We start from the raw sequence: 20333 nt of genomic DNA, 5'->3' as shown, positions 1-20333 counted from the left end.
TCACCGTTCCAGGGACACGGTCTGGTAATCCGACCGCTCGCCGGCAGGGCCGGGCTCGACGCGCATCTGCGGCGGCCACCAGATCACCAGCTTGTCGGCGCTCGATTGCGGGCGTGAGCAGGAGTCACCCTTGCACGTTGGTGTGCAACCGACGATGAGCAGGGCAAGGCCGATCAAGGTGACGCAAGACAGTTGACGGTTCATTGGGCGTTGCTCCGGGCAGGCGTGAGCAGGGAAGGGCGGGGCACGCCGATGTGCTCATCTTTGATGACAGGACGCAGGGCGATGAACACCTCGGCCTCTTCACCCGGCTTGAGCCAGGCACGCGGCCAGACGCTGACGGCCAGGGTCTGGGAGTTGCTGCATTCTTTTTCATCGATGCGCACGTTGCGATTGAACTGGTTGCGTAGCACCACCACGGCCACGTTGAACTGCGGGCCGGCGTACCACTGGCTGCGTTCGGTATTGAGGGCCAACAGGTCGCGGGTGGCGCACAAGGTATTCAGGCCCAGCGGCATCGGTGCCGCCTTGAATGCGCTGGGCACTTGCCCGGCGACGAGGTGAGCCAGGGTGCTGGTGATGTCGCCGCGTTTGATCACCGGTTGATGCTCGGCATAGCGCCGGGCCAGCGGCTTGAGGGCCGCCTGCAGTTCGGCCTGGTCTTGCTGTGGCAAATAGCGTGACGGGTCGGCCTGATCACCGATCACGCGCGGGGTCAGGATAAACAGGCGTTCGCGGCGGTTGTTCTGGCGTTCGGTGGAGGAAAACAGCGCCTTGCCCAGCAGCGGGATGTCGCCCAGCAGCGGCACCTTGTTCTGCTTGTCGGTGCTTTCGGTGACATGGAACCCACCGACCACCAGCGAGCGTTTCTCCGCCATTACCGCCTGGGTGCTGACCTTGCCCCGGCGTACGTCGGGGCCGATGCGCTCGGGGTTGGACTCGTCGAAGTTACCGTCCTCGATATCCACCACCAGATGGATCTGGTGCTGGCCGCGGGTGGTGATCACCCGGGGCACCACCTGGAAGCTGGTGCCCACGGTGATGGGCAGGATGGTTGCGTTCTCGGTGCCGGCGGTGAGGTATTGGGTGCGGTTGAAGTCGATCACCGCCGGCTGGTTTTCCAGGGTGAGCACCGACGGGTTCGACACCATGGTCGCCAGGCCGCGTTGCTCCAGGGCGCGTACATCGGCATAGAACCGGTCGCGGTGTTCGATCGACAGTTGCGATGAAGTACCGGGTGCCATGTTCACGCCGCCCCGGAAACGGCTGTTTTGAAAGCCCCAGTTAACCCCGAATTCGCGCAGTTGAGTGCGCTCGATATCGAGGATGATCGCGTCGATTTCCACCAGCTTGCGCGCCACGTCGAGCTGGGCGATCAGCTCGCGGTACATCGCCTGGCGTTCCGGCAGGTCATAGATCAGCACGGCGTTGTTGCGCACATCGGCTTCGACCCGGATCCGGCTGGTGGACGTGGGCGCACGCGGGGTGAGTGCCATGGCGTTGTCCAACTGGCCGAAGTTCGTGGTGGGGCCGAGCATTTGCCCCAGCATCGGGTTACCCAGCCGTGGAAAGCCCGGGGTGATCGGGGAGGGTTGGGATTGTGAGGCCGGGCGTTGGCTCAGCGTCGAGAGTGCCGAGTTTGTGCGTGGCTCCAGCAAGCCGCGCAGCATGCTCGCGACGCCGGGGATGGTCAGCTTCTCGCCGCGATAATCAATCTGGCGGTCGGCGGCGTTGGCGAACTTCAGCGGGTAGGTGAGGATGTTCTGCTTTTCGTCAGGGGATTTGCGCTGGCTGCTGAATTGCTTGATCTGCTCGATGTAGCGCTTGGGGCCGGAGACCAGCACCACGCCATCGTCGGGCAACTCGCCCCAGCCAAACCGGCTGTCGAGCAGGCCTATATCAGTGAGTGCCTGCTTGAGGTCGGCGAGGGTCTCGGACGAGACCTCAAGACGTGCTGACTCCTGCTGGTCCAGGGTGCTGACGTACAGGGTGTTGTTGTACATATACCACTGGAAGCGATGCTCTACGCCAAGCCGGTCGAGCAACGACTGCGGGGTATTCGCGCGAATCTTGCCATTGACGTTGCCTTCCAGCAGGCCGTCGATTTGCAGTTGCGTGCCAAACGTCTGGGCGAAGTCTTCCAGCACGTCCCGCAGCGGCTTGTGCTCGGCTTCATACGCGTAGGCGGTGTTTTTCCATTCGCTGGGGATGGCAGCCAGGGTGCTTTCCAGTGGCGCCAGCAACCAGGGCAGCAGGATCAGGCTGCGCCAATCGGCGCGTTTTGGGCGCTCGGCAGGCGAGTCGGCGCGCAAGCGGTTGTGCTTGTGGTTTTTATTATGCATGGAGAGTTCTCTGAATTAGGACGGCAGCGAGCGTAGGGACGTGGGTATGGGTTTACGGGTTGGCGTTGCGAGGCGTGCGACGAGGGCGCGCCAGGTGTCACGCTGGTTCAGCAGGGCTTCGAGGTCGGCAAGCAGGCGCTCGCTGCCGGGGTCGCCCGGCACCCGTTGCAGCAGCCACAATGCACCGCTGGCCGGAGCCTGGGCGAGCGCGCCCTGGAAGTGACTCAGGCTGGCGTGTCCTGGGCGTATCCAGTTTCCCAACAGTGCGTTATCCGGCCGATGCTGGGTCAGCTGCACGCTGAACAGCATCGCGCCCGCCTGACGTCGCAGGATGATTTCGTCGTCATCCTCGAACAGGTTGATCTGTTCTTTTTGGCTGCTCAGCCAGTGAACCAGTACGTCTTTCAATTTACTGAAAGCTTTCGAACGTGGTCTTGATAAGGGTGTGGTTGACGCGCACCTGTTCATGGCGAGCCAGGTCGGAAAGGAACAGGTGTTTGGTGAATGTGTGGATCGAGTCTATGTCCACCGACTCAAGCGCGGCGTTGTATTTCTTTTGCACGGCGTTGTCGGTATGAGCCAGTTTGCGCCCTAAATCTTTTGAGTAGTCCATGAGCCGTTCCTGTGAGGTGTGCAGTTGTTGTGGTGGGTACTGGCCAATCAGTTCCATCTCGGGGAAATTATTTGAAATGCCGGGGCTGAACGCGGACGCTGTTTTTAAGGCCCGTTGTTGAAGAATGCTTCGAGCATTGCGTTCCAACTGATTCGAAAATCTCCCTCGTCTGTTTTCAGTACGAGGGTTTGTGGGCTGAGGGTGTCGTCCGCGTGAAGCGTCCAAAACGTCGCCCCGTGATGAGTCAGGTACTGCCTTGCGTCTTCGATTTCATGCGGGTGACAAAGCAGCATCGCGTCGATCTTCGGGACCTGGCTCGTGAGCAATTGCTGCAGCAGGGCCGCCAGGCGTTTGGGGGCGACCGTGTCGTCAAGCAGGCTGCGAATCGCCTGGTTGGCGATCGAGGTGGCGTGCTGTTCCAGGCTGTCACACATCGCCTGTCGCTCACGTTCCCAGCGCTTGAGCTGGGCGTCGGCACGTTGCCAGAACTCCAGCGCAGCTTTTTCCAGCAGCGCTTCACATTGTTCTTCAGCCTGGCGCAGTAACTCATCGGCCTGGGCATTGGCGCGGCTCAACAGCTGGTTGGCCTGTGCCCAGTCTGCAAGCGTTTCCCGGGGGATCAGGGTGTGTGGCAGCCCGGGGGCGCCGTTGTGCAACTCAATCTTGTGGTGGCAGAGCATCACTGATCTCCTTGCCCGCTTGAGCCGGGAAGCGGGTTGTCGCCGGTCATTGCGGTAATGCGCCACACAACGGCTTGCCAGAGGGTGTTCAGCCGGCTGTGGCCGTTTTCGAATGAGAGGGTTCTTTTTTCCATCTCAAGCACCCGCTCACAAGGGAAGCGCAACCGAAGGCGCTGCCAGGTTGCGGGTTTTACCCAACTGCGCAGCAACTGCAACGGATCATCATTGGGCAATAGCATGTCGGGGGGCAGGGCCTTGGAAAGACGCATGCACCATTGGTGATGCGCTTCGCTCAAGGGCGCAGCGGTTGCCGGGCTGAAGGTGCTATGAATCAGCGCCAGCAACAGGTTGAGTTGTTCTGTTGAGGCGAGGACCAGCCTGAGCACGGCGGGGTGAGGGGCAGGTGGCAAACAGGGAGCAATTCCCGCCAGGGTGCTTGTGGCCAGCATCCTGCTGCGATACAGCGCGTTGATCGCGGGGTACTTGTCGGCGGCTCTCCAGTCTTCGTGGGCGGACTTCCACGCAAAGGCCCACCATTGGGCCCACGCCAACTGCTCACTCACCGTCATGAGAGGGCCGTCGGCTCGCCCGGTACAGTCGTGCCTTGCGAGAGTTGCTGTCGCCGATTGCGCAAGAACAGTAAGGCGACCACTGCCAGCACCAAGCCGACCAGCGAAAACATAACGCAGGCCCGCCAAAAGCCGACGTCATCGGCGGGTACCAGGAACGGGCCGAAATACGCCAGGCGTTGCTGTTCCTGATATGCCGTCGCCGGTACGAAAATCACCGTGAGTTTTTGCGGGTTGTCCACCGCGGTGGTCATACCCGGGATGCTGCTGGCGACCATTCTGCGCACGCGTGCGCGGATGTTATCGGGGTCCAGCCGTGGGTCGTGCTTGATGAAAACCGACGCCGATGCGGGTTGCACCGGTTCTCCCGGCGCGATGCGTTCAGGCAGCACCACGTGCACGCGGGCGACGATCACGCCGTCGATGTTGGATAAGGTCGCCTCCAGCTCTTGAGACAGGGCATAGATGTAGCGGGCACGTTCTTCCAGCGGCGTGGAGATAACACCCTCCTTGCGGAATGTATCGCCCAGCGTGGTTCGGGCTACCCGGGGCAGACCGGCGGCTTCCAGGGTGCGTACGGCACGGCCGATGTCGGCTGCGTTGACCGCCACGACAACACCATCCTTGGCGGGGACTTTTTGCGCCCGGATATGTTTGTCTGCCAGTTCCGCGATGACCTCATTGGCCTCTTGCTCGGAGAGTTGGCGATGGAGCTCGACCCGGTCACTGCAACCGTTGAGCATAAAAATCAGGGATATAAGCAACGCTAGGCGCGGAAGATGATTCATTCGTTGCTACTGCAGGTTGCAGATTTTGTCGATGCATTGGGTGGTTTTACCCAGGCTTCTCACTAACAGTTGCGATAGAAGTAATGAGTTTGAAAGTTCTTTTGGGTATTTTTTGAAATCCTCAAGGCTCGCGTCGTTGCTCATGGCCTTTAAGCTTTTGTTCAGACGATTTGTTGAATTGATGAGCTGTTCTGATGCGCCTGCCAACAGGTTGGTTGCGCCAGGTTTTGACGTTGCCGTGATCGCCGGTGATGAGCGTTCAAGTGTTGAATTAAAAAAATCAACATCGGTACTGGAGGTTGAAAAGTCGGGTGTTCCGTAAGCGGCCTGGGAGGCATTACGACCTGATGGGGCATTTCCTTCCGTGCGCATATAAAACCTGTCGTGTGATTTTTTTGATAATGGTTTTTGAGTTTTCAGAAAGCGGATGTGAGTTTGAACATCTCCCCCGATTAAAAAAATGGGGGAGATGAGCACTTTTAACGAAGCTCTTTAGCCGCTGTAGTGACGTTGTTAAGTTTTTTGGAATCGTTGCTCATACGTAGCCCCTCGGTTTGGATAGCTTTCGATCTCTCAAACTCGCTCTCCAAACTGGATGAGCCAGATCCAGATCCAGATCCAAATCCAGAACCGATACCTGAACCGAAACCTGACATAAGACCTGCAATACCACCATAAGGGGAGCCGCTTGGAATACTCATAGTCAATCTCCAAAATTATAATGTTTAAAGCATGATTGGCTGGTGTTTAAGTATCAACGATACTTTGCGCTGCTGGTGTAGGCCTGCTCCAACCTACGAGTGTGTGGTGTTCGAGAGTAAAGTGGTTCCTTATGTTTTTTACACGAGCATTTCAAAATGTTATGTGTTTGGCTTTTCAATGAGTAACCAAGAAAAAACATTCATACGTGTCCGCTTTCGAGACCTTAGCTCAGCGATATTTCCAGCTGTTTCATCCGGTAATAGAGCGTGCGTTTGGCAACACCCAACTCAGCGGCCACGACATCCACATTGCGCCCATGCCGTCGCAACGACTCTTCAATCAGCGTTTTCTCGATTTGCTGCAGCCGTTCCTTGAGACCGGTTTCGGTCTCCTGATGGCCCGTCACCGGATCTGAAAGCGGCGGCAAGCCCAACACAAAACGCTTGGCCGTCGAGCGCAGTTCACGGACATTGCCTGGCCAGGCATGGCACAGTAATCGTTGCAGCAGCGCACCGGGCGGCGGGGGAGCGGGGCACTTAAAGTGCTCTGATTCTTCGCGAATCATGTTCAAGAACAACGGCACGATCCGCTCACGGCGTTCGCGCAGGGGCGGGAGCTGGATATCCACAACGTTCAGGCGAAAGTACAGGTCGCGCCTGAAGGCGCCTTGTTCAACCATCTCGTGCAGTGATTGCTGCGCGGAGGCGATAACGCGCATATCCACCGGGATAAACCGTGTGGAGCCCAGCCGTTCAACGCCGCGGCACTCCAGCACTCGCAGCAACTTGGCCTGCAAGTTAAGCGGCATGCTGTCAATTTCGTCGAGGTACAAAGTGCCCAGGTGGGCGGCTTCGACAAACCCGGCCCGGGATTGCATCGCACCGGTATAGGCACCGCTGTTCACACCAAATAGTTGGCTTTCAGCCAGGCTTTCGGGTATTGCGGCGCAGTTGACGGCCACAAAGTTACCCTTTCTGCGGGACAACAGATGTATGCGTTGTGCCAACGTGTCTTTACCTGTCCCGGTTTCGCCCAGCAGTAGCATATCGATATTAAGTGTGGCGGTATTATGGATAGTGGCTTCGATGGCGGGGCATTCGGCGAGTGGTGAGTCCGTTACATCCTCATTGTGATAGGAGACCGACATATTGTTATTGCTCCAATATTGGATCGCATCACGGTTGTAAGACTGTTTGAGTCCTTTCGAATGCCTGAAAGTAGAACGGAAATTATCTACTTTGTCATCTTGGTCAACAATGGGAGGTGGAGTACTCACGTTTTTAATTGATGAGTGTTGGCGGGATTAACAAAAGCTCAAGTGTTTCATTAGGTCTGTTTTCTTATTGTTGGCAAGATAAATCCTAAAGTAGGCGTGGTTTTTTGATTTTGAGTTCTTTTGTTGATGTCGGGCAGTTGTTAACTGGGATTTTAATTGTTTTTGTTTTTTAATGTATAAAGTTAATGGATGTGTCGTAGTGCCTGTTTGCTCAATTCAAAAGCGTTCGCCCACAAAAAAGCCGATGCAGGGCATCGGCTTTTCGTTTTGCGGCATGGGCCGCAGGTGATGCTTAAACGTTGAAACGGAAGTGCATCACGTCGCCATCCTTGACGATGTATTCCTTGCCTTCCAGGCGCCATTTACCGGCTTCCTTGGCACCGGCTTCACCCTTGAACTGGATGAAGTCGTTGTAGGCGATAACTTCGGCGCGGATAAAGCCTTTTTCGAAGTCGGTGTGGATCACGCCAGCCGCTTGCGGGGCAGTGGCGCCGACCTTGACGGTCCAGGCGCGTACTTCTTCAACACCGGCGGTGAAGTAGGTCTGCAGGTGAAGCATTTCGTAGCCGGCGCGGATCACACGGTTCAGACCAGGCTCTTCCAGGCCCAGGGCCTCAAGGAACATGTCTTTCTCTTCGCCGTCTTCCAGCTCGGCGATTTCCGCTTCGATCTTGTTGCACACCGGAACGACGATCGCGCCTTCTTCTTCGGCAATGGCCAGGACCACGTCGAGCAGCGGGTTGTTTTCGAAACCGTCTTCAGCCACGTTGGCGATGTACATCACAGGCTTGGTGGTCAGCAGGTGGAAGCCCTTGATCACGGTCTTTTCGTCGGTGCCCATGCTCTTCATCAGGCTGCGTGCCGGCTTGCCCAGGGTGAAGTGCGCGATCAACTGCTCCAGCAAGGCTTTCTGGACCACTGCGTCCTTGTCGCCGCCCTTGGCGTTACGCGTGACCTTTTGCAGTTGCTTCTCGCAGCTGTCGAGGTCGGCGAAGATCAGTTCCAGGTCGATGATCTCGATGTCGCGTTTCGGGTCGACGCTGTTGGAGACGTGAATCACGTTCTCGTCTTCAAAGCAGCGGACCACGTGGGCGATGGCATCGGTCTCACGGATGTTGGCGAGGAACTTGTTGCCCAGGCCTTCACCTTTCGACGCGCCGGCTACCAGGCCTGCGATGTCGACGAACTCCATGGTGGTCGGCAGGATGCGCTTTGGATTCACGATGGCCGCCAGGGCGTCCAGGCGTGTATCGGGCATCGGCACGATACCGGTGTTCGGTTCGATGGTGCAGAAGGGGAAGTTCTCCGCCGCAATACCGGATTTGGTCAGGGCGTTGAACAGGGTGGACTTGCCGACGTTAGGTAGGCCGACGATGCCGCAATTGAATCCCATGGTGTTTCCCCTCGGGTAAAGAGTCAGGCCTTCTGGCTGTGCAGGTTTTTCATCGCACGGTTCCATTCACCGGCGAAGATATCCGGCAGCACGCCGAGGGCAAAATCGATGCTGGCATCGAGTTTTTCCTGTTCGGCGCGTGGCGCACGACCCAGGACGAAATTTGAAACCATACTGGCAACGCCCGGGTGGCCAATGCCAAGCCGCAAGCGGTAAAACGTATTCTGATTACCCAACTGCGCAATGATGTCGCGCAGGCCATTATGCCCGCCATGGCCGCCGCCTTGCTTGAGCTTGGCAACGCCGGGTGGCAGGTCAAGTTCGTCATGGGCCACCAGGATTTCTTCGGGTTTGATCCGGAAGAAGCCCGCAAGCGCCGCGACAGCCTGGCCGCTGCGGTTCATGTAGGTGGTGGGAATCAACAGACGAACATCCTGACCCTGATGCGAAAAGCGTCCGGTCAGGCCAAAATATTTGCGATCGGCCACAAGATTGACGCCTTGGGCGTGGGCGATGCGCTCAACAAAAAGGGCCCCCGCGTTATGCCGGGTCTGTTCGTATTCGGCGCCTGGATTTCCCAGGCCAACGATCAGTTTAATGGCAGTCACGACAGGGGCCCTTCCTTTGGAGTTGTGGATAACATCGCCGTGGGTGCGGCGAAAGTGGACGACAAAAACTCATTAACCGTTAGAGGCCAACTTCGCATTCTCGCCCGCTTTCTCGCTACGTTCCGGTCCGCGATGTTTCCTCAAGCTCCGGCATTACAGAGTGAATTACTCTGCAGCGCCTTCTTCAGCTTCTGGTGCAACGCGTGGAGCGTGTACGTTTGCAACAGCTTTGTCATCACCGTGAGCCAGTGCGACAAACTCAACGCCTTTAGGGGCTTTGAGGTCGGACAGGTGGACGATGTCGCCGATTTCAGCAGCCGACAGGTCGACTTCGATGAACTCAGGCAGGTCTTTCGGCAGGCAGGTCACTTCGATCTCGGCTACAACGTGCGAGATTTCGCCGCCTTTCTTGATCGGAGCAGCTTCGCCAACGAAGTGCACAGGCACGATAGCGGTCAGTTTCTGACCGGCTACTACGCGTACGAAGTCAGCGTGCAGCACGTGGCCTTTAGCTGGGTGACGTTGCAGTGCCTTGATGATGACGTTCTGCTTGGAACCACCAACGTTCAGCTCGATGATGTGGCTGTAGGCCGCGTCGTTTTCGAGCAGTTTGGCGATTTCTTTAGCCAGCATGCTGATGGATTCAGGGGCTTTTTCGCCACCGTAAACTACAGCTGGAACCAGGCTTGCGAGACGACGCAGGCGGCGGCTCGCACCTTTCCCCAGGTCGGAACGCAGTTCAGCATTCAAAGTAAATTCGTTCATGTTGTATCTCCAAATTAACCATATTCGCCCTAGCGTTTGCGACCAGCGCTAAAGGCGATATGGGCAAAAAAGCCCCGCCCCAACAGAATGCTGGGGCGGGGCGCTTTTCGTCAGGTTGATGCTGTTAAGGTTTGACCCTTAACGGAACATCGCGCTGATCGATTCTTCGTTGCTGATGCGGCGAACCGCTTCGGCAACTACCGGTGCGATATCCAGTTGACGGATACGCGAACAGGCTTGAGCTGCAGCGGACAACGGGATGGTGTTGGTCACCACCAGTTCGTCCAGCATTGAGTTCTCGATGTTCTCGATCGCTCGGCCCGACAGCACAGGGTGTGTGCAGTAGGCGAAGACTTTTGCTGCACCGTGCTCTTTCAAGGCTTTTGCCGCGTGGCACAGGGTGCCGGCGGTGTCGACCATGTCATCGACCAGAATACAGGTGCGCCCTTCGACATCACCGATGATATGCATCACTTCAGAGTGATTGGCTTTCTCACGGCGTTTGTCGATGATCCCGAGATCAACGCCCAGGGATTTGGCAACAGCCCGTGCACGCACGACGCCACCAATGTCCGGGGACACGATCATCAGGTTTTCAAAGCGCTGGTCTTCGATGTCATCCACCAGGACGGGGGAGCCGTAGATGTTATCTACCGGAATATCGAAGAACCCCTGGATTTGGTCAGCGTGCAGGTCAACCGTGAGAACACGGTCGATGCCTACCACGGTCAGCATGTCAGCAACGACTTTCGCGCTGATAGCCACACGTGCAGAACGCGGACGGCGATCCTGACGGGCATAACCAAAGTAAGGGATTACAGCTGTGATTCGAGTCGCTGAGGAGCGGCGGAAGGCATCAGCCATCACGACGAGTTCCATCAGGTTATCGTTGGTCGGAGCGCAAGTCGGCTGAATAATGAAGACGTCTTTACCGCGAACGTTTTCATTGATCTCGGCTGTAATTTCGCCGTCGGAGAATTTACCGACAGAGATGTCACCGAGAGGGATATGCAGCTGACGTACAACACGCCGAGCCAGATCGGGGTTGGCATTCCCCGTAAAGACCATCATCTTGGACACGCGCAGTACCTAGAGGCTGAGGGTAACCTGGATGAGTATAGAAAATGGCAGGGGCGGCTGGATTCGAACCAACGCATGGCAGGATCAAAACCTGCTGCCTTACCGCTTGGCGACGCCCCTGTATCTGTTGCAACGAGTACCCAGTACTCGGTTCCTTTAGAGCAGACTTTGCAGCTTGCGATGCAACATCGAAACGTTGCTTCCCTTTGCTACAAACCCTGTAAGGGTCTCTGTAAGAAGGGCCGAGACTTTATCAGCTTCAGCTTTGCTTGGGAAGCCCCCAAACACACAACTTCCAGTTCCGGTTAATTTTGCTTCGGTAAAATTACCTAACAAATTCAAAGCGTTACGTACATCTGGATAACGCCTTGCTACAACCGGTAAGCAGTCATTTCGACTGTTTCCCTTGGGAACGGGGCGCACTTTAATGGGAGGAGAGTTACGTGTCAACAGTGGATCTGAAAAAATTTCTGCTGTACTTACAGATACTTGCGGAACAAGCACGACATACCACGGCTCTTCGGGGTCTACAGGGGTGAGTTTCTCCCCCACGCCTTCGGCAAAAGCGGCGTGCCCACGCACGAAAACCGGGACGTCTGCGCCGAGCGTCAGGCCCAGCGCCGCCAGGCGATCGTGGTCCCAACCCAGCTGCCACAAGTGATTCAGGCCGAGCAAAGTCGTCGCGGCATTTGAGCTGCCGCCGCCGATGCCGCCACCCATGGGCAGGATTTTTTCGATCCAGATGTCGATGCCCAATGGGCAACCGGATTGTTCCTGAAGTTTTTTCGCGGCCTTCACAATCAGGTTGCTGTCGTGAGGCACGCCTTCGAATTCGGTGTGCAGTTGGATCACGCCGTCATCGCGAACGGCGAAAGTCAGCTCATCGCCGTAGTCGAGAAACTGAAAAATAGTCTGCAACTCGTGATAGCCGTCGTCACGGCGACCGAGAATGTGCAGCATCAAATTGAGTTTGGCCGGGGAGGGCAGGGTCAGACGTTGTTCGTTCATCTCACTGCCCCAGCTTGCGCGGTTGCCAGTCCTTGATCACCAGCGTGACGTCAAGGTCGGTGCCGTGCAGTTTGATGCGCTCGGGCAGCCAGTAACCGTTCTGTTGCACATAACTCAGGTACTCGACCTGCCAGCCATCCTGCTCCAGCGATGCCAGGCGGCTGTCGCCATTGAGGCTCAGGCGGCTCTTGCTGTCGGGTGCGGGAAGGCCGCGCACCCACCATACGAGGTGCGATACGGGAAGCTTCCAGCCCATCTGTTCTTCCAGCAGGGCTTCCGGCGTCGGCGCCTCAAAGCGACCCTGATTGGCCACTTCCAGGCTTACTTGCCCCGGTCGCCCGGTCAGGCGTGCCGCCCCGCGGCCCAGCGGGCCAGACAGGCGAATATCGTAATAGTCCTGGCGTTGCAGCCAGAACAAGGTCCCGCTGCCCGAATCTTTCGGCGCACGAATGCCGACCTTGCCCTCGATCTGCCAGCCATCAAGGCTGCTCAGTTGGTCCTTGTGCTGCTGCCATTGCGCCGGGTTGCCCGGGCCTTCGACAGATTCACGGGTACCAAGGCCCGAACAGCCGGCGAGCAGGGCGATAAAACTGAAAACGATGACGTGGCGCAAAAACATAAAATTAAAGGGTCTCGGATCCGGTCAGGCGCTTGATGGTGCTGCGCAGGATTGGGCTTTCGGGCTGTTCCTTGAGGAACTTCTCCCAGATTTGTCGCGCTTCGCGCTGTTTGCCATTGGCCCAGAGCACTTCGCCCAGGTGCGCGGCCACTTCCTGGTCGGGGAAGCGCTCCAGCGCCTGGCGCAGCAAGCGTTCAGCTTCATCCAGGTTGCCCAGGCGGTAATTCACCCAGCCGAGGCTGTCGAGTACGGCCGGGTCTTCCGGGTTCAACTGGTGAGCCTTTTCAATCAGCTCCTTGGCTTCGGCGTAACGCGTTGTACGGTCGGACAAGGTGTAACCCAGGGCGTTCAGTGCCATGGCGTTGTCCGGGTCGCGCTTGATGATCAGGCGCAGGTCTTTTTCCATCTGCGCCAGATCATTGCGTTTTTCTGCCTGCATGGCGCGGGTGTACAGCAGGTTCAGGTCGTCCGGGTATTGCAGCAAGGCTTGCTGCAGGATTTTCCAGGCGCGATCGCCCTGCTTGTTGGCCGACAAGGTCTCGGCCTGGATCAGGTACAGCTGAATCGCATAGTCCGGTTCGGCATCCCGTGCGGCAGCCAGGCGTTTTTCTGCCTCGTCGGTGCGGCCGTTGTTCATCAGGATATCGGCCTGGCGCAGCTGCGCCGGCAGGTAATCATTGCCAGGACCGACCTGAGCATACTCAAGCAGCGCGGCCTGCGGGTCGTTGCGCTCTTCAGCGATGCGGCCCAGGTTCAGGTGCGCGGAGTCGACGTGGCTCTCGCGGGCGATCAGGTCTTCCAGGTAACCCTTGGCCTCATCCCACGCCTTGGCTTCCAGGCATACCAGCGCCAGGGAGTAACGCAATTCGTCGTCGTCCGGGTATTGCTGGACGAGGTTGGCGAACTGCACCTTGGCGTCTTCCATGCGGTCCTGTTCAACCAGCGTGCGCGCATAGGTCAGCAGCAGGCGCTTGTCGCCTGGGTACTTCTTGATGCTTTTTTCCAGCAGCGGGATCGCTTCCTTGCCGCGGTTGAGGTTTTGCAGCAGGCGGGCACGCAGCAGGATCGGCGCTATTTCGCCGTCTTCCGGCGGGTGTTGCTCCAGCAGCTTCAGCGCGGCCTCGGGCTCATCATCCTGTTGCAGCAACAGCGCCTTGCCGAAAATCAGCTGGCTGTTGTTCGGGTGTTTTTGCAGCAGGCGGTCGAAACTCTTCATCAGGCCGTTGCGGGTGTCCTGATCGGTGTCGGCAGCCGACAGGGCGAGGAAGTCGAAATGCGTGTCACCCTTGCCCTGCAGGACTTTCTCCATATACACCATGGAGTCGTCATAGCGCCCGGCGCGGGCCAGTTGAATGGCCGCTGCCCGTTGCGCTTCGAGATCGTCCGGGGCGTTTTTCGCCCAGATCAGCGAGGTGTCCAGGGCGGCCTGATCGGCGCCCAGGTACTCGGCGATGCGAAACGCACGCTCCGAAATCCCCGGATCCTGAGTATTGATGGCCTGGGTCACGTAGTTATCCAGGGCAATGTCGAAACGATTGCGCTGGCCGGCCAGCTCCGCGCTCAGCAGACTGAAGACCGTCTCTTCACTGAACGAGGAATAAACCTTGGGCTTTTCAGGGGCGGGGGTGCTGTCTTCTACCGGCGGCGTACCGTCCGGCGACACGGGTGCCATGGCCTGGCAGCCGCTGAGGAAGACAAAAGCAAGGAGCAACGCGGAAGATCTATTCATATAGGAAGAGGACGACTAACCTGCGGTCGGATCATCATGACACAAGCCTTCGGCCAAACATAACCGGGGCGCCCGTAATACGCTTATTGCTTTCCCTGTAGGAGCGAGCTTGCTCGCGAAGATCGCCAACGATAACGCGTTCATTCTGGATTGACGCGTTGTCTGAGGGTTTTTCGCGAGCAAGCTCGCTCCTGCAGGATGCCTTTATAGACACAAGGCATTAGGACAATAGCCTACGGTGGTTGTTCTGAATCATTCGAAGTAGGACAATTGTCGGCTTCCCGACATCATCAGCGATATTGAATGGCCTTCCTTGCACTCGGTATTAACCACAAGACTGCTTCTGTAGACGTCCGCGAGCGCGTGGCTTTTACTCCCGAGCAGTTGGTTGAGGCCTTGCAGCAGCTCTGCCGGCTCACCGACAGCCGCGAAGCTGCGATCCTTTCGACCTGCAATCGCAGCGAGCTCTATATAGAGCAGGAACATCTTTCAGCGGATGTGGTGCTGCGCTGGCTGGCCGATTACCACCATTTGAGCCTCGATGAGCTGCGCCAAAGCGCCTATGTGCACGAAGAGGATGCGGCAGTTCGTCACATGATGCGCGTCGCTTCCGGGCTCGACTCGCTGGTGTTGGGCGAGCCGCAGATTCTCGGCCAGATGAAGTCGGCCTACGCCGTGGCCCGCGAGGCCGGTACCATCGGCCCATTGCTGGGGCGCTTGTTCCAGGCCACCTTCAACTCCGCCAAGCAGGTGCGCACCGACACCGCCATCGGTGAAAACCCGGTGTCCGTGGCGTTTGCCGCCGTCAGCCTGGCCAAACAGATTTTCAGTGACTTGCAACGCAGCCAGGCCTTGCTGATCGGCGCCGGCGAGACCATCACCCTGGTCGCCCGCCATCTGCATGAGCTGGGCGTGAAGCGTATCGTGGTCGCCAACCGTACCCTGGAGCGAGCGAGCATTCTTGCCGAGCAGTTCGGTGCCCATGCGGTGTTGCTCTCCGACATCCCGGCCGAACTGGTACGCAGCGATATCGTTATCAGTTCCACCGCCAGCCAGTTGCCGATCCTGGGCAAGGGCGCGGTGGAAAGCGCCCTGAAACTGCGCAAGCACAAGCCGATATTCATGGTAGATATCGCCGTTCCCCGGGATATCGAGCCTGAAGTCGGCGAATTGGACGACGTTTACCTCTACAGTGTCGACGACCTGCACGAAGTGGTCGCCGAAAACCTCAAGAGCCGCCAGGGCGCAGCCCAGGCCGCCGAGGAAATGGTCAGCACCGGTGCCGACGATTTCATGGTGCGCCTGCGTGAACTGGCGGCGGTGGACGTGCTCAAGGCTTATCGTCAGCAAGGCGAACGCCTGCGGGACGAGGAATTGATCAAGGCCCAGCGTATGCTCGCCAACGGCAGCAGCGCTGAAGAAGTGCTGATGCAACTGGCGCGCGGCCTGACCAACAAATTGCTGCACGCCCCCAGTGTCCAGTTGAAAAAGCTTACCGCCGAAGGCCGCCTTGATGCGCTGGCCATGGCCCAGGAACTCTTTGCCCTCGGTGAGGGCGCGACAGAAAGCTCTTCGGATAAAAAACCGCAATGAAAGCGTCACTGCTCAATAAACTGGACGTCCTTCAGGACCGTTTCGAAGAACTGACCGCCTTGCTCGGCGATGGCGAGGTCATCTCCGATCAAACCAAGTTCCGCACCTATTCCAAGGAATACGCGGAAGTTGAGCCGATTGTGAGCACCTATATACAGTTGCTCAAGGTTCAGGCTGACCTCGAAGGCGCCCAGGCGCTGCTCAAGGACAGTGACCCGGACATGCGCGAAATGGCCGTCGAAGAAGTGCGTGAAGCCAAGGACAAGCTGATCGAACTGGAAGGCGACCTGCAACGCATGCTGCTGCCCAAGGACCCCAACGACGGGCGCAACGTGTTCCTTGAAATCCGCGCCGGCACCGGCGGTGACGAGGCGGCGATTTTCTCCGGCGACCTGTTCCGCATGTATTCACGGTATGCCGAGCGTCGCGGTTGGCGTGTGGAGATCCTGTCCGAGAACATCGGTGAGCACGGCGGCTATAAAGAAGTCATTGCCCGGGTTGAAGGCGAGAATGTCTACGGCAAGCTCAAGTTCGAGTCTGGCGTGCATCGCGTACAGCGGGTTCCGGCGACTGAATCCCAGGGCCGTATCCACACCTCCGCCTGCACCGTGGCCGTGTTGCCCGAGCCGGACGAGCAGGAAGCGATCGAGATCAACCCGTCGGACCTGCGGGTCGATACCTACCGTTCATCGGGCGCCGGTGGTCAGCACGTCAACAAGACCGACTCCGCGATTCGTATCACTCACTTGCCTTCGGGCATCGTGGTGGAGTGTCAGGAAGAGCGTTCCCAGCACAAGAACCGTGCGCGGGCCATGTCCTGGCTGTCGGCCAAGCTTAACGACCAGCAAACCAGCGCCGCCGCCAACGCGATTGCCAGCGAACGTAAATTGCTGGTGGGTTCGGGCGACCGGTCCGAGCGTATCCGTACCTACAACTTTGCCCAGGGCCGGGTCACCGACCACCGCGTCAACCTGACGCTGTACTCCCTGGATGAAATCCTTGCCGGTGGCGTTGATGCGGTCATCGAGCCATTGTTGGCCGAATACCAGGCCGACCAGCTTGCGGCGATAGGTGAATAAATGACCATTATTGCCAGCCTGTTACGCGCCGCCGACCTGCCGGACTCGCCCACTGCGCGTCTGGACGTGGAATTGTTACTGGCGGCTGCCTTGGGCAAGTCCCGCAGTTACCTGCACACCTGGCCAGAAAAAATCGTCAGCAGCGAAGACGCACTGACCTTTGGCGGGTACCTGCAACGCCGCCGCACCGGCGAGCCAGTGGCCTACATCCTCGGCCAGCAAGGCTTCTGGAAGCTCGACCTGGAAGTGGCACCGCACACGCTGATCCCGCGCCCGGAAACCGAGATGCTGGTGGAAGCCGCTTTGGAATTGCTGCCTGCTACACCGGCCAAGGTCCTCGACCTGGGCACCGGCAGCGGTGCGATTGCCCTGGCCCTGGCCAGCGAACGCCCGGCCTGGCAAGTCACTGCCGTCGACCGCGTGCTGGAAGCCGTGGCCCTGGCCGAGCGCAACCGCCAGCGCCTGCACCTGAACAACGCCACGGTGCTGAACAGCCATTGGTTCAGCGCCCTTGAAGGCCACACCTACAATCTGATCATCAGCAACCCGCCTTATATAGCCGACACCGACCCCCATCTGGTGGCCGGTGATGTGCGCTTTGAGCCGGCCAGTGCGCTGGTGGCCGGGCATGACGGCCTGGACGACCTGCGGCTGATCATCGTCCAGGCGCCTGCGCACCTCGACGCTGCGGGCTGGCTGTTGCTGGAACACGGTTACGACCAGGCGCCTGCCGTACGCGACCTGCTGCTGGGCGAAGGCTTCGAAGACGTCCACAGCCGCGTCGACCTCGGCGGCCACGAACGCATCACCCTGGGGCGCCGGCCGTGATGAATGATCAGGAGCTGTTGCGCTATAGCCGACAGATTCTGTTGCAGCATGTCGACATCGAAGGCCAGTTGCGCCTGAAAAACAGCCGCGCGCTGATCGTCGGGCTCGGTGGCCTCGGTTCGCCGGTGGCGTTGTACCTGGCGGCGGCGGGTGTGGGTGAGCTGCACTTGGCGGATTTCGACACCGTCGACCTGACCAACCTGCAACGCCAGATCATCCATGACACCGACAGTGTCGGTGTGAGCAAGGTCGACTCGGCGATTCGCCGCCTGAGCGCGATCAATCCTGAAATACAGTTGGTCGCCCATCGCAGCGCACTGGACGCCGATTCCCTCGCGGCAGCCGTGGCGGCGGTCGACGTGGTGCTCGATTGCAGCGACAACTTCTCCACCCGCGAAGCGGTAAACGCCGCCTGTGTTGCCGCCGGCAAGCCTCTGGTCAGCGGTGCAGCGATTCGCCTGGAAGGCCAGCTCTCGGTGTTCGACCCGCGTCGCGCCGAAAGCCCGTGCTACCACTGTTTATACGGGCACGGCAGCGAAGCCGAACTGACCTGCAGCGAAGCCGGCGTCATTGGCCCGCTGGTGGGCTTGGTCGGCAGCCTGCAAGCCCTGGAAGCCTTGAAGTTGCTGGCCGGTTTCGGCGAGCCACTGGTGGGGCGGCTGTTGTTGATCGACGCCCTGACCACGCGTTTTCGCGAGCTGCGAGTCAAGCGCGACCCCGGTTGCAGCGTCTGCGGTAGCCAACATGGTTAAGAACGCGCCAATTGGTGTGTTCGACTCCGGTGTCGGCGGCCTGTCGGTGCTGGACGAAATTCAGCGGCTGTTGCCCCACGAGTCGCTGCTGTACGTGGCGGATGGCGGGCACATTCCCTACGGCGAGAAAACCCCGGCCTTCATCCTTGATCGTTCGCGACGGGTGGCGGAGTTTTTCCGTGAGAAAGGCGCCAAAGCCTTTGTGATTGCCTGCAACACGGCCACCGTTGCTGCGGTCGCCGACTTGCGCCAGGACTACCCCGACTGGCCGCTGGTAGGCATGGAACCGGCGGTTAAACCTGCCGCCGCCGCGACCCGCAGTGGCGTGGTCGGCGTGCTGGCGACCACGGGCACCCTGCAAAGCGCCAAGTTCGCCGCCTTGCTCGATCGTTTCGCCACCGACGTGCGGGTGATTACCCAACCGTGCCCGGGCCTGGTGGAACTGATCGAAACCGGCGACCTGAGCAGCCCGGCCCTGCGCCAATTGTTGCAAGGCTACGTCGAACCGCTGATGGCGGCCGGTTGCGATACCATCATCCTCGGCTGCACTCACTATCCGTTCCTCAAGCCATTGCTCGCCGAGATGCTCCCGCCGACGATCATCCTGATCGACACGGGCGCTGCGGTAGCGCGTCAATTGCAGCGTCTTTTGAGTGATCGCGAACTGCTGGCCATCGGCAATCCGCAGCCTGCGCAGTTCTGGACCAGCGGCGATCCAGAACACTTCAGAAATATCCTACCGACCCTATGGAAATCTCCCGGTGTTGTGCGTAGTTTTGGCGTGTGAAAAAAACGTGAAATAGCACCGTTTTTCGCTGAACTTCCGTCTAGGCAGCAGCTTCTATAGCAAGTTAGTGTGTACAAAATCATATAACTTCGTTCGGAAAGGATGTTTCTTATGAAGCGCTTGTTCTGTTTGGCTGCGATTGCGGCCGCAATGTTGGGGCACTCTTTTTCGGCGCAGGCTGCAGGCCTGGAGTTTGGAGTGGGGAGTACCAGCGATTCGACCATGACCTATCGGTTGGGGCTGACGTCGGATTGGGATAAAAGCTGGTTGCAGAGCAACACTGGCCGCCTGACCGGTTACTGGAGCGGCGCCTACACCTACTGGGACGGTGACAAGCGCGCCAGTGTCAGCAGCCTGTCGTTCTCGCCGGTGTTTGTGTATGAGTTTGCCGGGGAAAAGGTAAAACCGTACATCGAGGCCGGGGTCGGCGTGGCGGTGTTCTCCCGCACGCGGGTTGAAGACAACAATATCGGCCAGGCGTTCCAGTTTGAAGACCGACTGGGCTTTGGCTTGCGCTTTGTCGGTGGGAGTGAAGTGGGCATTCGGGCCACCCATTACTCCAATGCCGGGATCAGTAGCAATAACGACGGTATCGAGAGCTATTCGCTGCACTACACGATGCCACTCTAGTTTTTTAAGAACACTGCAAAACCATTGTGGGAGCGGGCTTGCTCGCGAAAGCGGTTTGTCAGCCATCATTTCGGTGACTGATCCACCGCCTTCGCGAGCAAGCCCGCTCCCACACAAGCCCGCTCCCACATTGGCTGCTCATGGGTTCCCGAAATCATCGATACACCGTCGCAATCCCCTGGCGCTCATCAATACACTCCGGCGCGCCCATCTCGAACTCCCGGCAGATCAGCGGTCGCTTCTCATAAATCGTGCACATCATCGTGTTGCGATCCAGCGCCGCGCACCAGCCGTCGTCCAGGCGCAGCATGACTTCGCCGCCCCAATCGTCGGTATCGATAAAACGATCAGGCACGCCGGTGTCGGTGATCAGCATGACTTCCAACTGGCAGCAGCACGCGGCGCAGGTGGAGCAGGTGACGGCAGGTTCGGTGATTTGCGTGTGGGGGATGTTGGTCATAGGCGCGCAGTGTAAGGCAAGCGGCTTATACG

24 protein-coding genes and 1 tRNA gene are annotated in these 20333 nt (G+C 58.6%); 6 read left to right on the top strand and 19 right to left on the bottom strand.

The genetic code is table 11. From position 1 onward, the window contains the following. From hrpT to CEC48_RS23060, 18 genes are all read right to left on the bottom strand, one after another. The gene (gene hrpT / locus CEC48_RS23140; protein WP_088425867.1) at positions 1 to 204 is read right to left on the bottom strand and encodes an HrpT family type III secretion system protein; all 204 of its coding nucleotides are present in this window, start codon (positions 202 to 204) and stop codon (positions 1 to 3) included. Beyond that, complete coding sequence (gene sctC, locus CEC48_RS23135) at positions 201 to 2342, bottom strand: type III secretion system outer membrane ring subunit SctC (RefSeq protein WP_088425866.1); 2142 nt, start codon at positions 2340 to 2342, stop codon at positions 201 to 203. Before sctC ends, hrpT begins: the two co-directional genes overlap by 4 nt. Positions 2343 to 2357: 15 nt before the next feature. Next, positions 2358 to 2750 (bottom strand): type III secretion protein, encoded by a 393-nt coding sequence (locus CEC48_RS23130; protein WP_088425865.1) that lies wholly within the window; start codon positions 2748 to 2750, stop codon positions 2358 to 2360. A 1-nt stretch (position 2751) separates the two neighbouring features. Then, entirely contained in the window at positions 2752 to 2955 is a 204-nt protein-coding gene (locus tag CEC48_RS23125) for a hypothetical protein (RefSeq protein ID WP_141099711.1), read from the bottom strand. A 104-nt stretch (positions 2956 to 3059) separates the two neighbouring features. After that, positions 3060 to 3635 (bottom strand): type III secretion system stator protein SctL, encoded by a 576-nt coding sequence (gene sctL, locus CEC48_RS23120; protein WP_088425863.1) that lies wholly within the window; start codon positions 3633 to 3635, stop codon positions 3060 to 3062. Next, on the bottom strand, positions 3635 to 4204 hold the full coding sequence (locus tag CEC48_RS23115) for a type III secretion protein (protein WP_088425862.1): 570 nt from the start codon (positions 4202 to 4204) through the stop codon (positions 3635 to 3637). The genes sctL and CEC48_RS23115 overlap by 1 nt, the downstream gene beginning before the upstream one ends. After that, the gene (gene sctJ / locus CEC48_RS23110; RefSeq protein WP_088425861.1) at positions 4201 to 4992 is read right to left on the bottom strand and encodes a type III secretion system inner membrane ring lipoprotein SctJ; all 792 of its coding nucleotides are present in this window, start codon (positions 4990 to 4992) and stop codon (positions 4201 to 4203) included. Before sctJ ends, CEC48_RS23115 begins: the two co-directional genes overlap by 4 nt. A 6-nt stretch (positions 4993 to 4998) precedes the next feature. After that, complete coding sequence (locus CEC48_RS31945; protein WP_256579767.1) at positions 4999 to 5469, bottom strand: hypothetical protein; 471 nt, start codon at positions 5467 to 5469, stop codon at positions 4999 to 5001. Between the two features lie 2 nt (positions 5470 to 5471). Further along, positions 5472 to 5693, bottom strand: coding sequence for a hypothetical protein (locus CEC48_RS31250; protein WP_141099710.1), 222 nt, complete (start codon positions 5691 to 5693; stop codon positions 5472 to 5474). Positions 5694 to 5917: 224 nt separating this feature from the next. Beyond that, complete coding sequence (locus CEC48_RS23100) at positions 5918 to 6841, bottom strand: sigma 54-interacting transcriptional regulator (RefSeq protein WP_088425860.1); 924 nt, start codon at positions 6839 to 6841, stop codon at positions 5918 to 5920. Between the two features lie 421 nt (positions 6842 to 7262). After that, complete coding sequence (gene ychF, locus CEC48_RS23095) at positions 7263 to 8363, bottom strand: redox-regulated ATPase YchF (RefSeq protein WP_088425859.1); 1101 nt, start codon at positions 8361 to 8363, stop codon at positions 7263 to 7265. A gap of 23 nt (positions 8364 to 8386) precedes the next feature. Beyond that, a complete protein-coding gene (gene pth, locus CEC48_RS23090; RefSeq protein ID WP_003208389.1) occupies positions 8387 to 8971 on the bottom strand; it encodes an aminoacyl-tRNA hydrolase in 585 nt (194 codons plus the stop codon). A 165-nt stretch (positions 8972 to 9136) separates the two neighbouring features. Next, the gene (locus tag CEC48_RS23085) at positions 9137 to 9736 is read right to left on the bottom strand and encodes a 50S ribosomal protein L25/general stress protein Ctc (RefSeq protein WP_088425858.1); all 600 of its coding nucleotides are present in this window, start codon (positions 9734 to 9736) and stop codon (positions 9137 to 9139) included. A gap of 138 nt (positions 9737 to 9874) precedes the next feature. Then, positions 9875 to 10816, bottom strand: coding sequence for a ribose-phosphate pyrophosphokinase (locus CEC48_RS23080; RefSeq protein WP_003208392.1), 942 nt, complete (start codon positions 10814 to 10816; stop codon positions 9875 to 9877). A gap of 45 nt (positions 10817 to 10861) precedes the next feature. Then, positions 10862 to 10936: transfer RNA gene (locus tag CEC48_RS23075), tRNA-Gln, on the bottom strand. Between the two features lie 36 nt (positions 10937 to 10972). Continuing rightward, the gene (gene ispE / locus CEC48_RS23070; protein ID WP_088425857.1) at positions 10973 to 11824 is read right to left on the bottom strand and encodes a 4-(cytidine 5'-diphospho)-2-C-methyl-D-erythritol kinase; all 852 of its coding nucleotides are present in this window, start codon (positions 11822 to 11824) and stop codon (positions 10973 to 10975) included. A 1-nt stretch (position 11825) separates the two neighbouring features. Beyond that, positions 11826 to 12443, bottom strand: a complete 618-nt coding sequence (gene lolB, locus CEC48_RS23065; protein WP_063033130.1) for a lipoprotein insertase outer membrane protein LolB — start codon at positions 12441 to 12443, stop codon at positions 11826 to 11828. Between the two features lie 4 nt (positions 12444 to 12447). Continuing rightward, positions 12448 to 14172, bottom strand: a complete 1725-nt coding sequence (locus tag CEC48_RS23060) for a tetratricopeptide repeat protein (RefSeq protein ID WP_088425856.1) — start codon at positions 14170 to 14172, stop codon at positions 12448 to 12450. A 303-nt stretch (positions 14173 to 14475) separates the two neighbouring features. On the opposite strand from CEC48_RS23060, the gene hemA reads away from it, so the two are divergent. The 6 genes from hemA (at position 14476) to CEC48_RS23030 (ending at position 19841) form a co-directional block, all read left to right on the top strand. Beyond that, on the top strand, positions 14476 to 15765 hold the full coding sequence (hemA, locus tag CEC48_RS23055; protein WP_088425855.1) for a glutamyl-tRNA reductase: 1290 nt from the start codon (positions 14476 to 14478) through the stop codon (positions 15763 to 15765). Further along, complete coding sequence (gene prfA / locus CEC48_RS23050; RefSeq protein WP_088425854.1) at positions 15762 to 16844, top strand: peptide chain release factor 1; 1083 nt, start codon at positions 15762 to 15764, stop codon at positions 16842 to 16844. Before hemA ends, prfA begins: the two co-directional genes overlap by 4 nt. After that, positions 16845 to 17672: a peptide chain release factor N(5)-glutamine methyltransferase gene (prmC, locus tag CEC48_RS23045; RefSeq protein ID WP_088425853.1), complete on the top strand. Its 828-nt coding sequence runs from the start codon at positions 16845 to 16847 to the stop codon at positions 17670 to 17672. It begins immediately after the preceding gene. Next, the gene (locus CEC48_RS23040) at positions 17669 to 18424 is read left to right on the top strand and encodes a molybdopterin-synthase adenylyltransferase MoeB (protein WP_088425852.1); all 756 of its coding nucleotides are present in this window, start codon (positions 17669 to 17671) and stop codon (positions 18422 to 18424) included. The genes prmC and CEC48_RS23040 overlap by 4 nt, the downstream gene beginning before the upstream one ends. Beyond that, entirely contained in the window at positions 18417 to 19211 is a 795-nt protein-coding gene (gene murI / locus CEC48_RS23035) for a glutamate racemase (RefSeq protein WP_088425851.1), read from the top strand. Before CEC48_RS23040 ends, murI begins: the two co-directional genes overlap by 8 nt. Before the next feature lie 111 nt (positions 19212 to 19322). After that, entirely contained in the window at positions 19323 to 19841 is a 519-nt protein-coding gene (locus CEC48_RS23030) for an acyloxyacyl hydrolase (RefSeq protein ID WP_088425850.1), read from the top strand. 154 nt (positions 19842 to 19995) lie between these two features. Here CEC48_RS23030 and CEC48_RS23025 read toward each other — a convergent pair whose 3' ends face one another. Next, a complete protein-coding gene (locus CEC48_RS23025; RefSeq protein ID WP_088425849.1) occupies positions 19996 to 20301 on the bottom strand; it encodes a YkgJ family cysteine cluster protein in 306 nt (101 codons plus the stop codon). Between the last annotated feature and the right edge of the window lie 32 nt (positions 20302 to 20333).

It is taken from the genome of Pseudomonas sp. K2I15 (assembly GCF_002204795.1).
GTDB lineage: Bacteria > Pseudomonadota > Gammaproteobacteria > Pseudomonadales > Pseudomonadaceae > Aquipseudomonas.
The sequence above is the reverse complement of the archived record's forward strand: the minus strand, read 5'-3'. Positions and strand labels throughout refer to the sequence as shown.

Bases quoted from the DNA above. Each gene is read 5' to 3' on its own strand.
- hrpT (WP_088425867.1), bottom strand. From the start codon at position 204: ATGAACCGTCAACTGTCTTGCGTCACCTTGATCGGCCTTGCCCTGCTC.
- sctC (WP_088425866.1), bottom strand. From the start codon at position 2,342: ATGCATAATAAAAACCACAAGCACAACCGCTTGCGCGCCGACTCGCCT.
- CEC48_RS23125 (WP_141099711.1), bottom strand. From the start codon at position 2,955: ATGGACTACTCAAAAGATTTAGGGCGCAAACTGGCTCATACCGACAAC.
- sctL (WP_088425863.1), bottom strand. From the start codon at position 3,635: ATGCTCTGCCACCACAAGATTGAGTTGCACAACGGCGCCCCCGGGCTG.
- CEC48_RS23115 (WP_088425862.1), bottom strand. From the start codon at position 4,204: ATGACGGTGAGTGAGCAGTTGGCGTGGGCCCAATGGTGGGCCTTTGCG.
- sctJ (WP_088425861.1), bottom strand. From the start codon at position 4,992: ATGAATCATCTTCCGCGCCTAGCGTTGCTTATATCCCTGATTTTTATG.
- CEC48_RS31250 (WP_141099710.1), bottom strand. From the start codon at position 5,693: ATGAGTATTCCAAGCGGCTCCCCTTATGGTGGTATTGCAGGTCTTATG.
- CEC48_RS23100 (WP_088425860.1), bottom strand. From the start codon at position 6,841: ATGTCGGTCTCCTATCACAATGAGGATGTAACGGACTCACCACTCGCC.
- ychF (WP_088425859.1), bottom strand. From the start codon at position 8,363: ATGGGATTCAATTGCGGCATCGTCGGCCTACCTAACGTCGGCAAGTCC.
- CEC48_RS23085 (WP_088425858.1), bottom strand. From the start codon at position 9,736: ATGAACGAATTTACTTTGAATGCTGAACTGCGTTCCGACCTGGGGAAA.
- ispE (WP_088425857.1), bottom strand. From the start codon at position 11,824: ATGAACGAACAACGTCTGACCCTGCCCTCCCCGGCCAAACTCAATTTG.
- lolB (WP_063033130.1), bottom strand. From the start codon at position 12,443: ATGTTTTTGCGCCACGTCATCGTTTTCAGTTTTATCGCCCTGCTCGCC.
- CEC48_RS23060 (WP_088425856.1), bottom strand. From the start codon at position 14,172: ATGAATAGATCTTCCGCGTTGCTCCTTGCTTTTGTCTTCCTCAGCGGC.
- hemA (WP_088425855.1), top strand. From the start codon at position 14,476: ATGGCCTTCCTTGCACTCGGTATTAACCACAAGACTGCTTCTGTAGAC.
- prfA (WP_088425854.1), top strand. From the start codon at position 15,762: ATGAAAGCGTCACTGCTCAATAAACTGGACGTCCTTCAGGACCGTTTC.
- prmC (WP_088425853.1), top strand. From the start codon at position 16,845: ATGACCATTATTGCCAGCCTGTTACGCGCCGCCGACCTGCCGGACTCG.
- murI (WP_088425851.1), top strand. From the start codon at position 18,417: ATGGTTAAGAACGCGCCAATTGGTGTGTTCGACTCCGGTGTCGGCGGC.
- CEC48_RS23030 (WP_088425850.1), top strand. From the start codon at position 19,323: ATGAAGCGCTTGTTCTGTTTGGCTGCGATTGCGGCCGCAATGTTGGGG.
- CEC48_RS23025 (WP_088425849.1), bottom strand. From the start codon at position 20,301: ATGACCAACATCCCCCACACGCAAATCACCGAACCTGCCGTCACCTGC.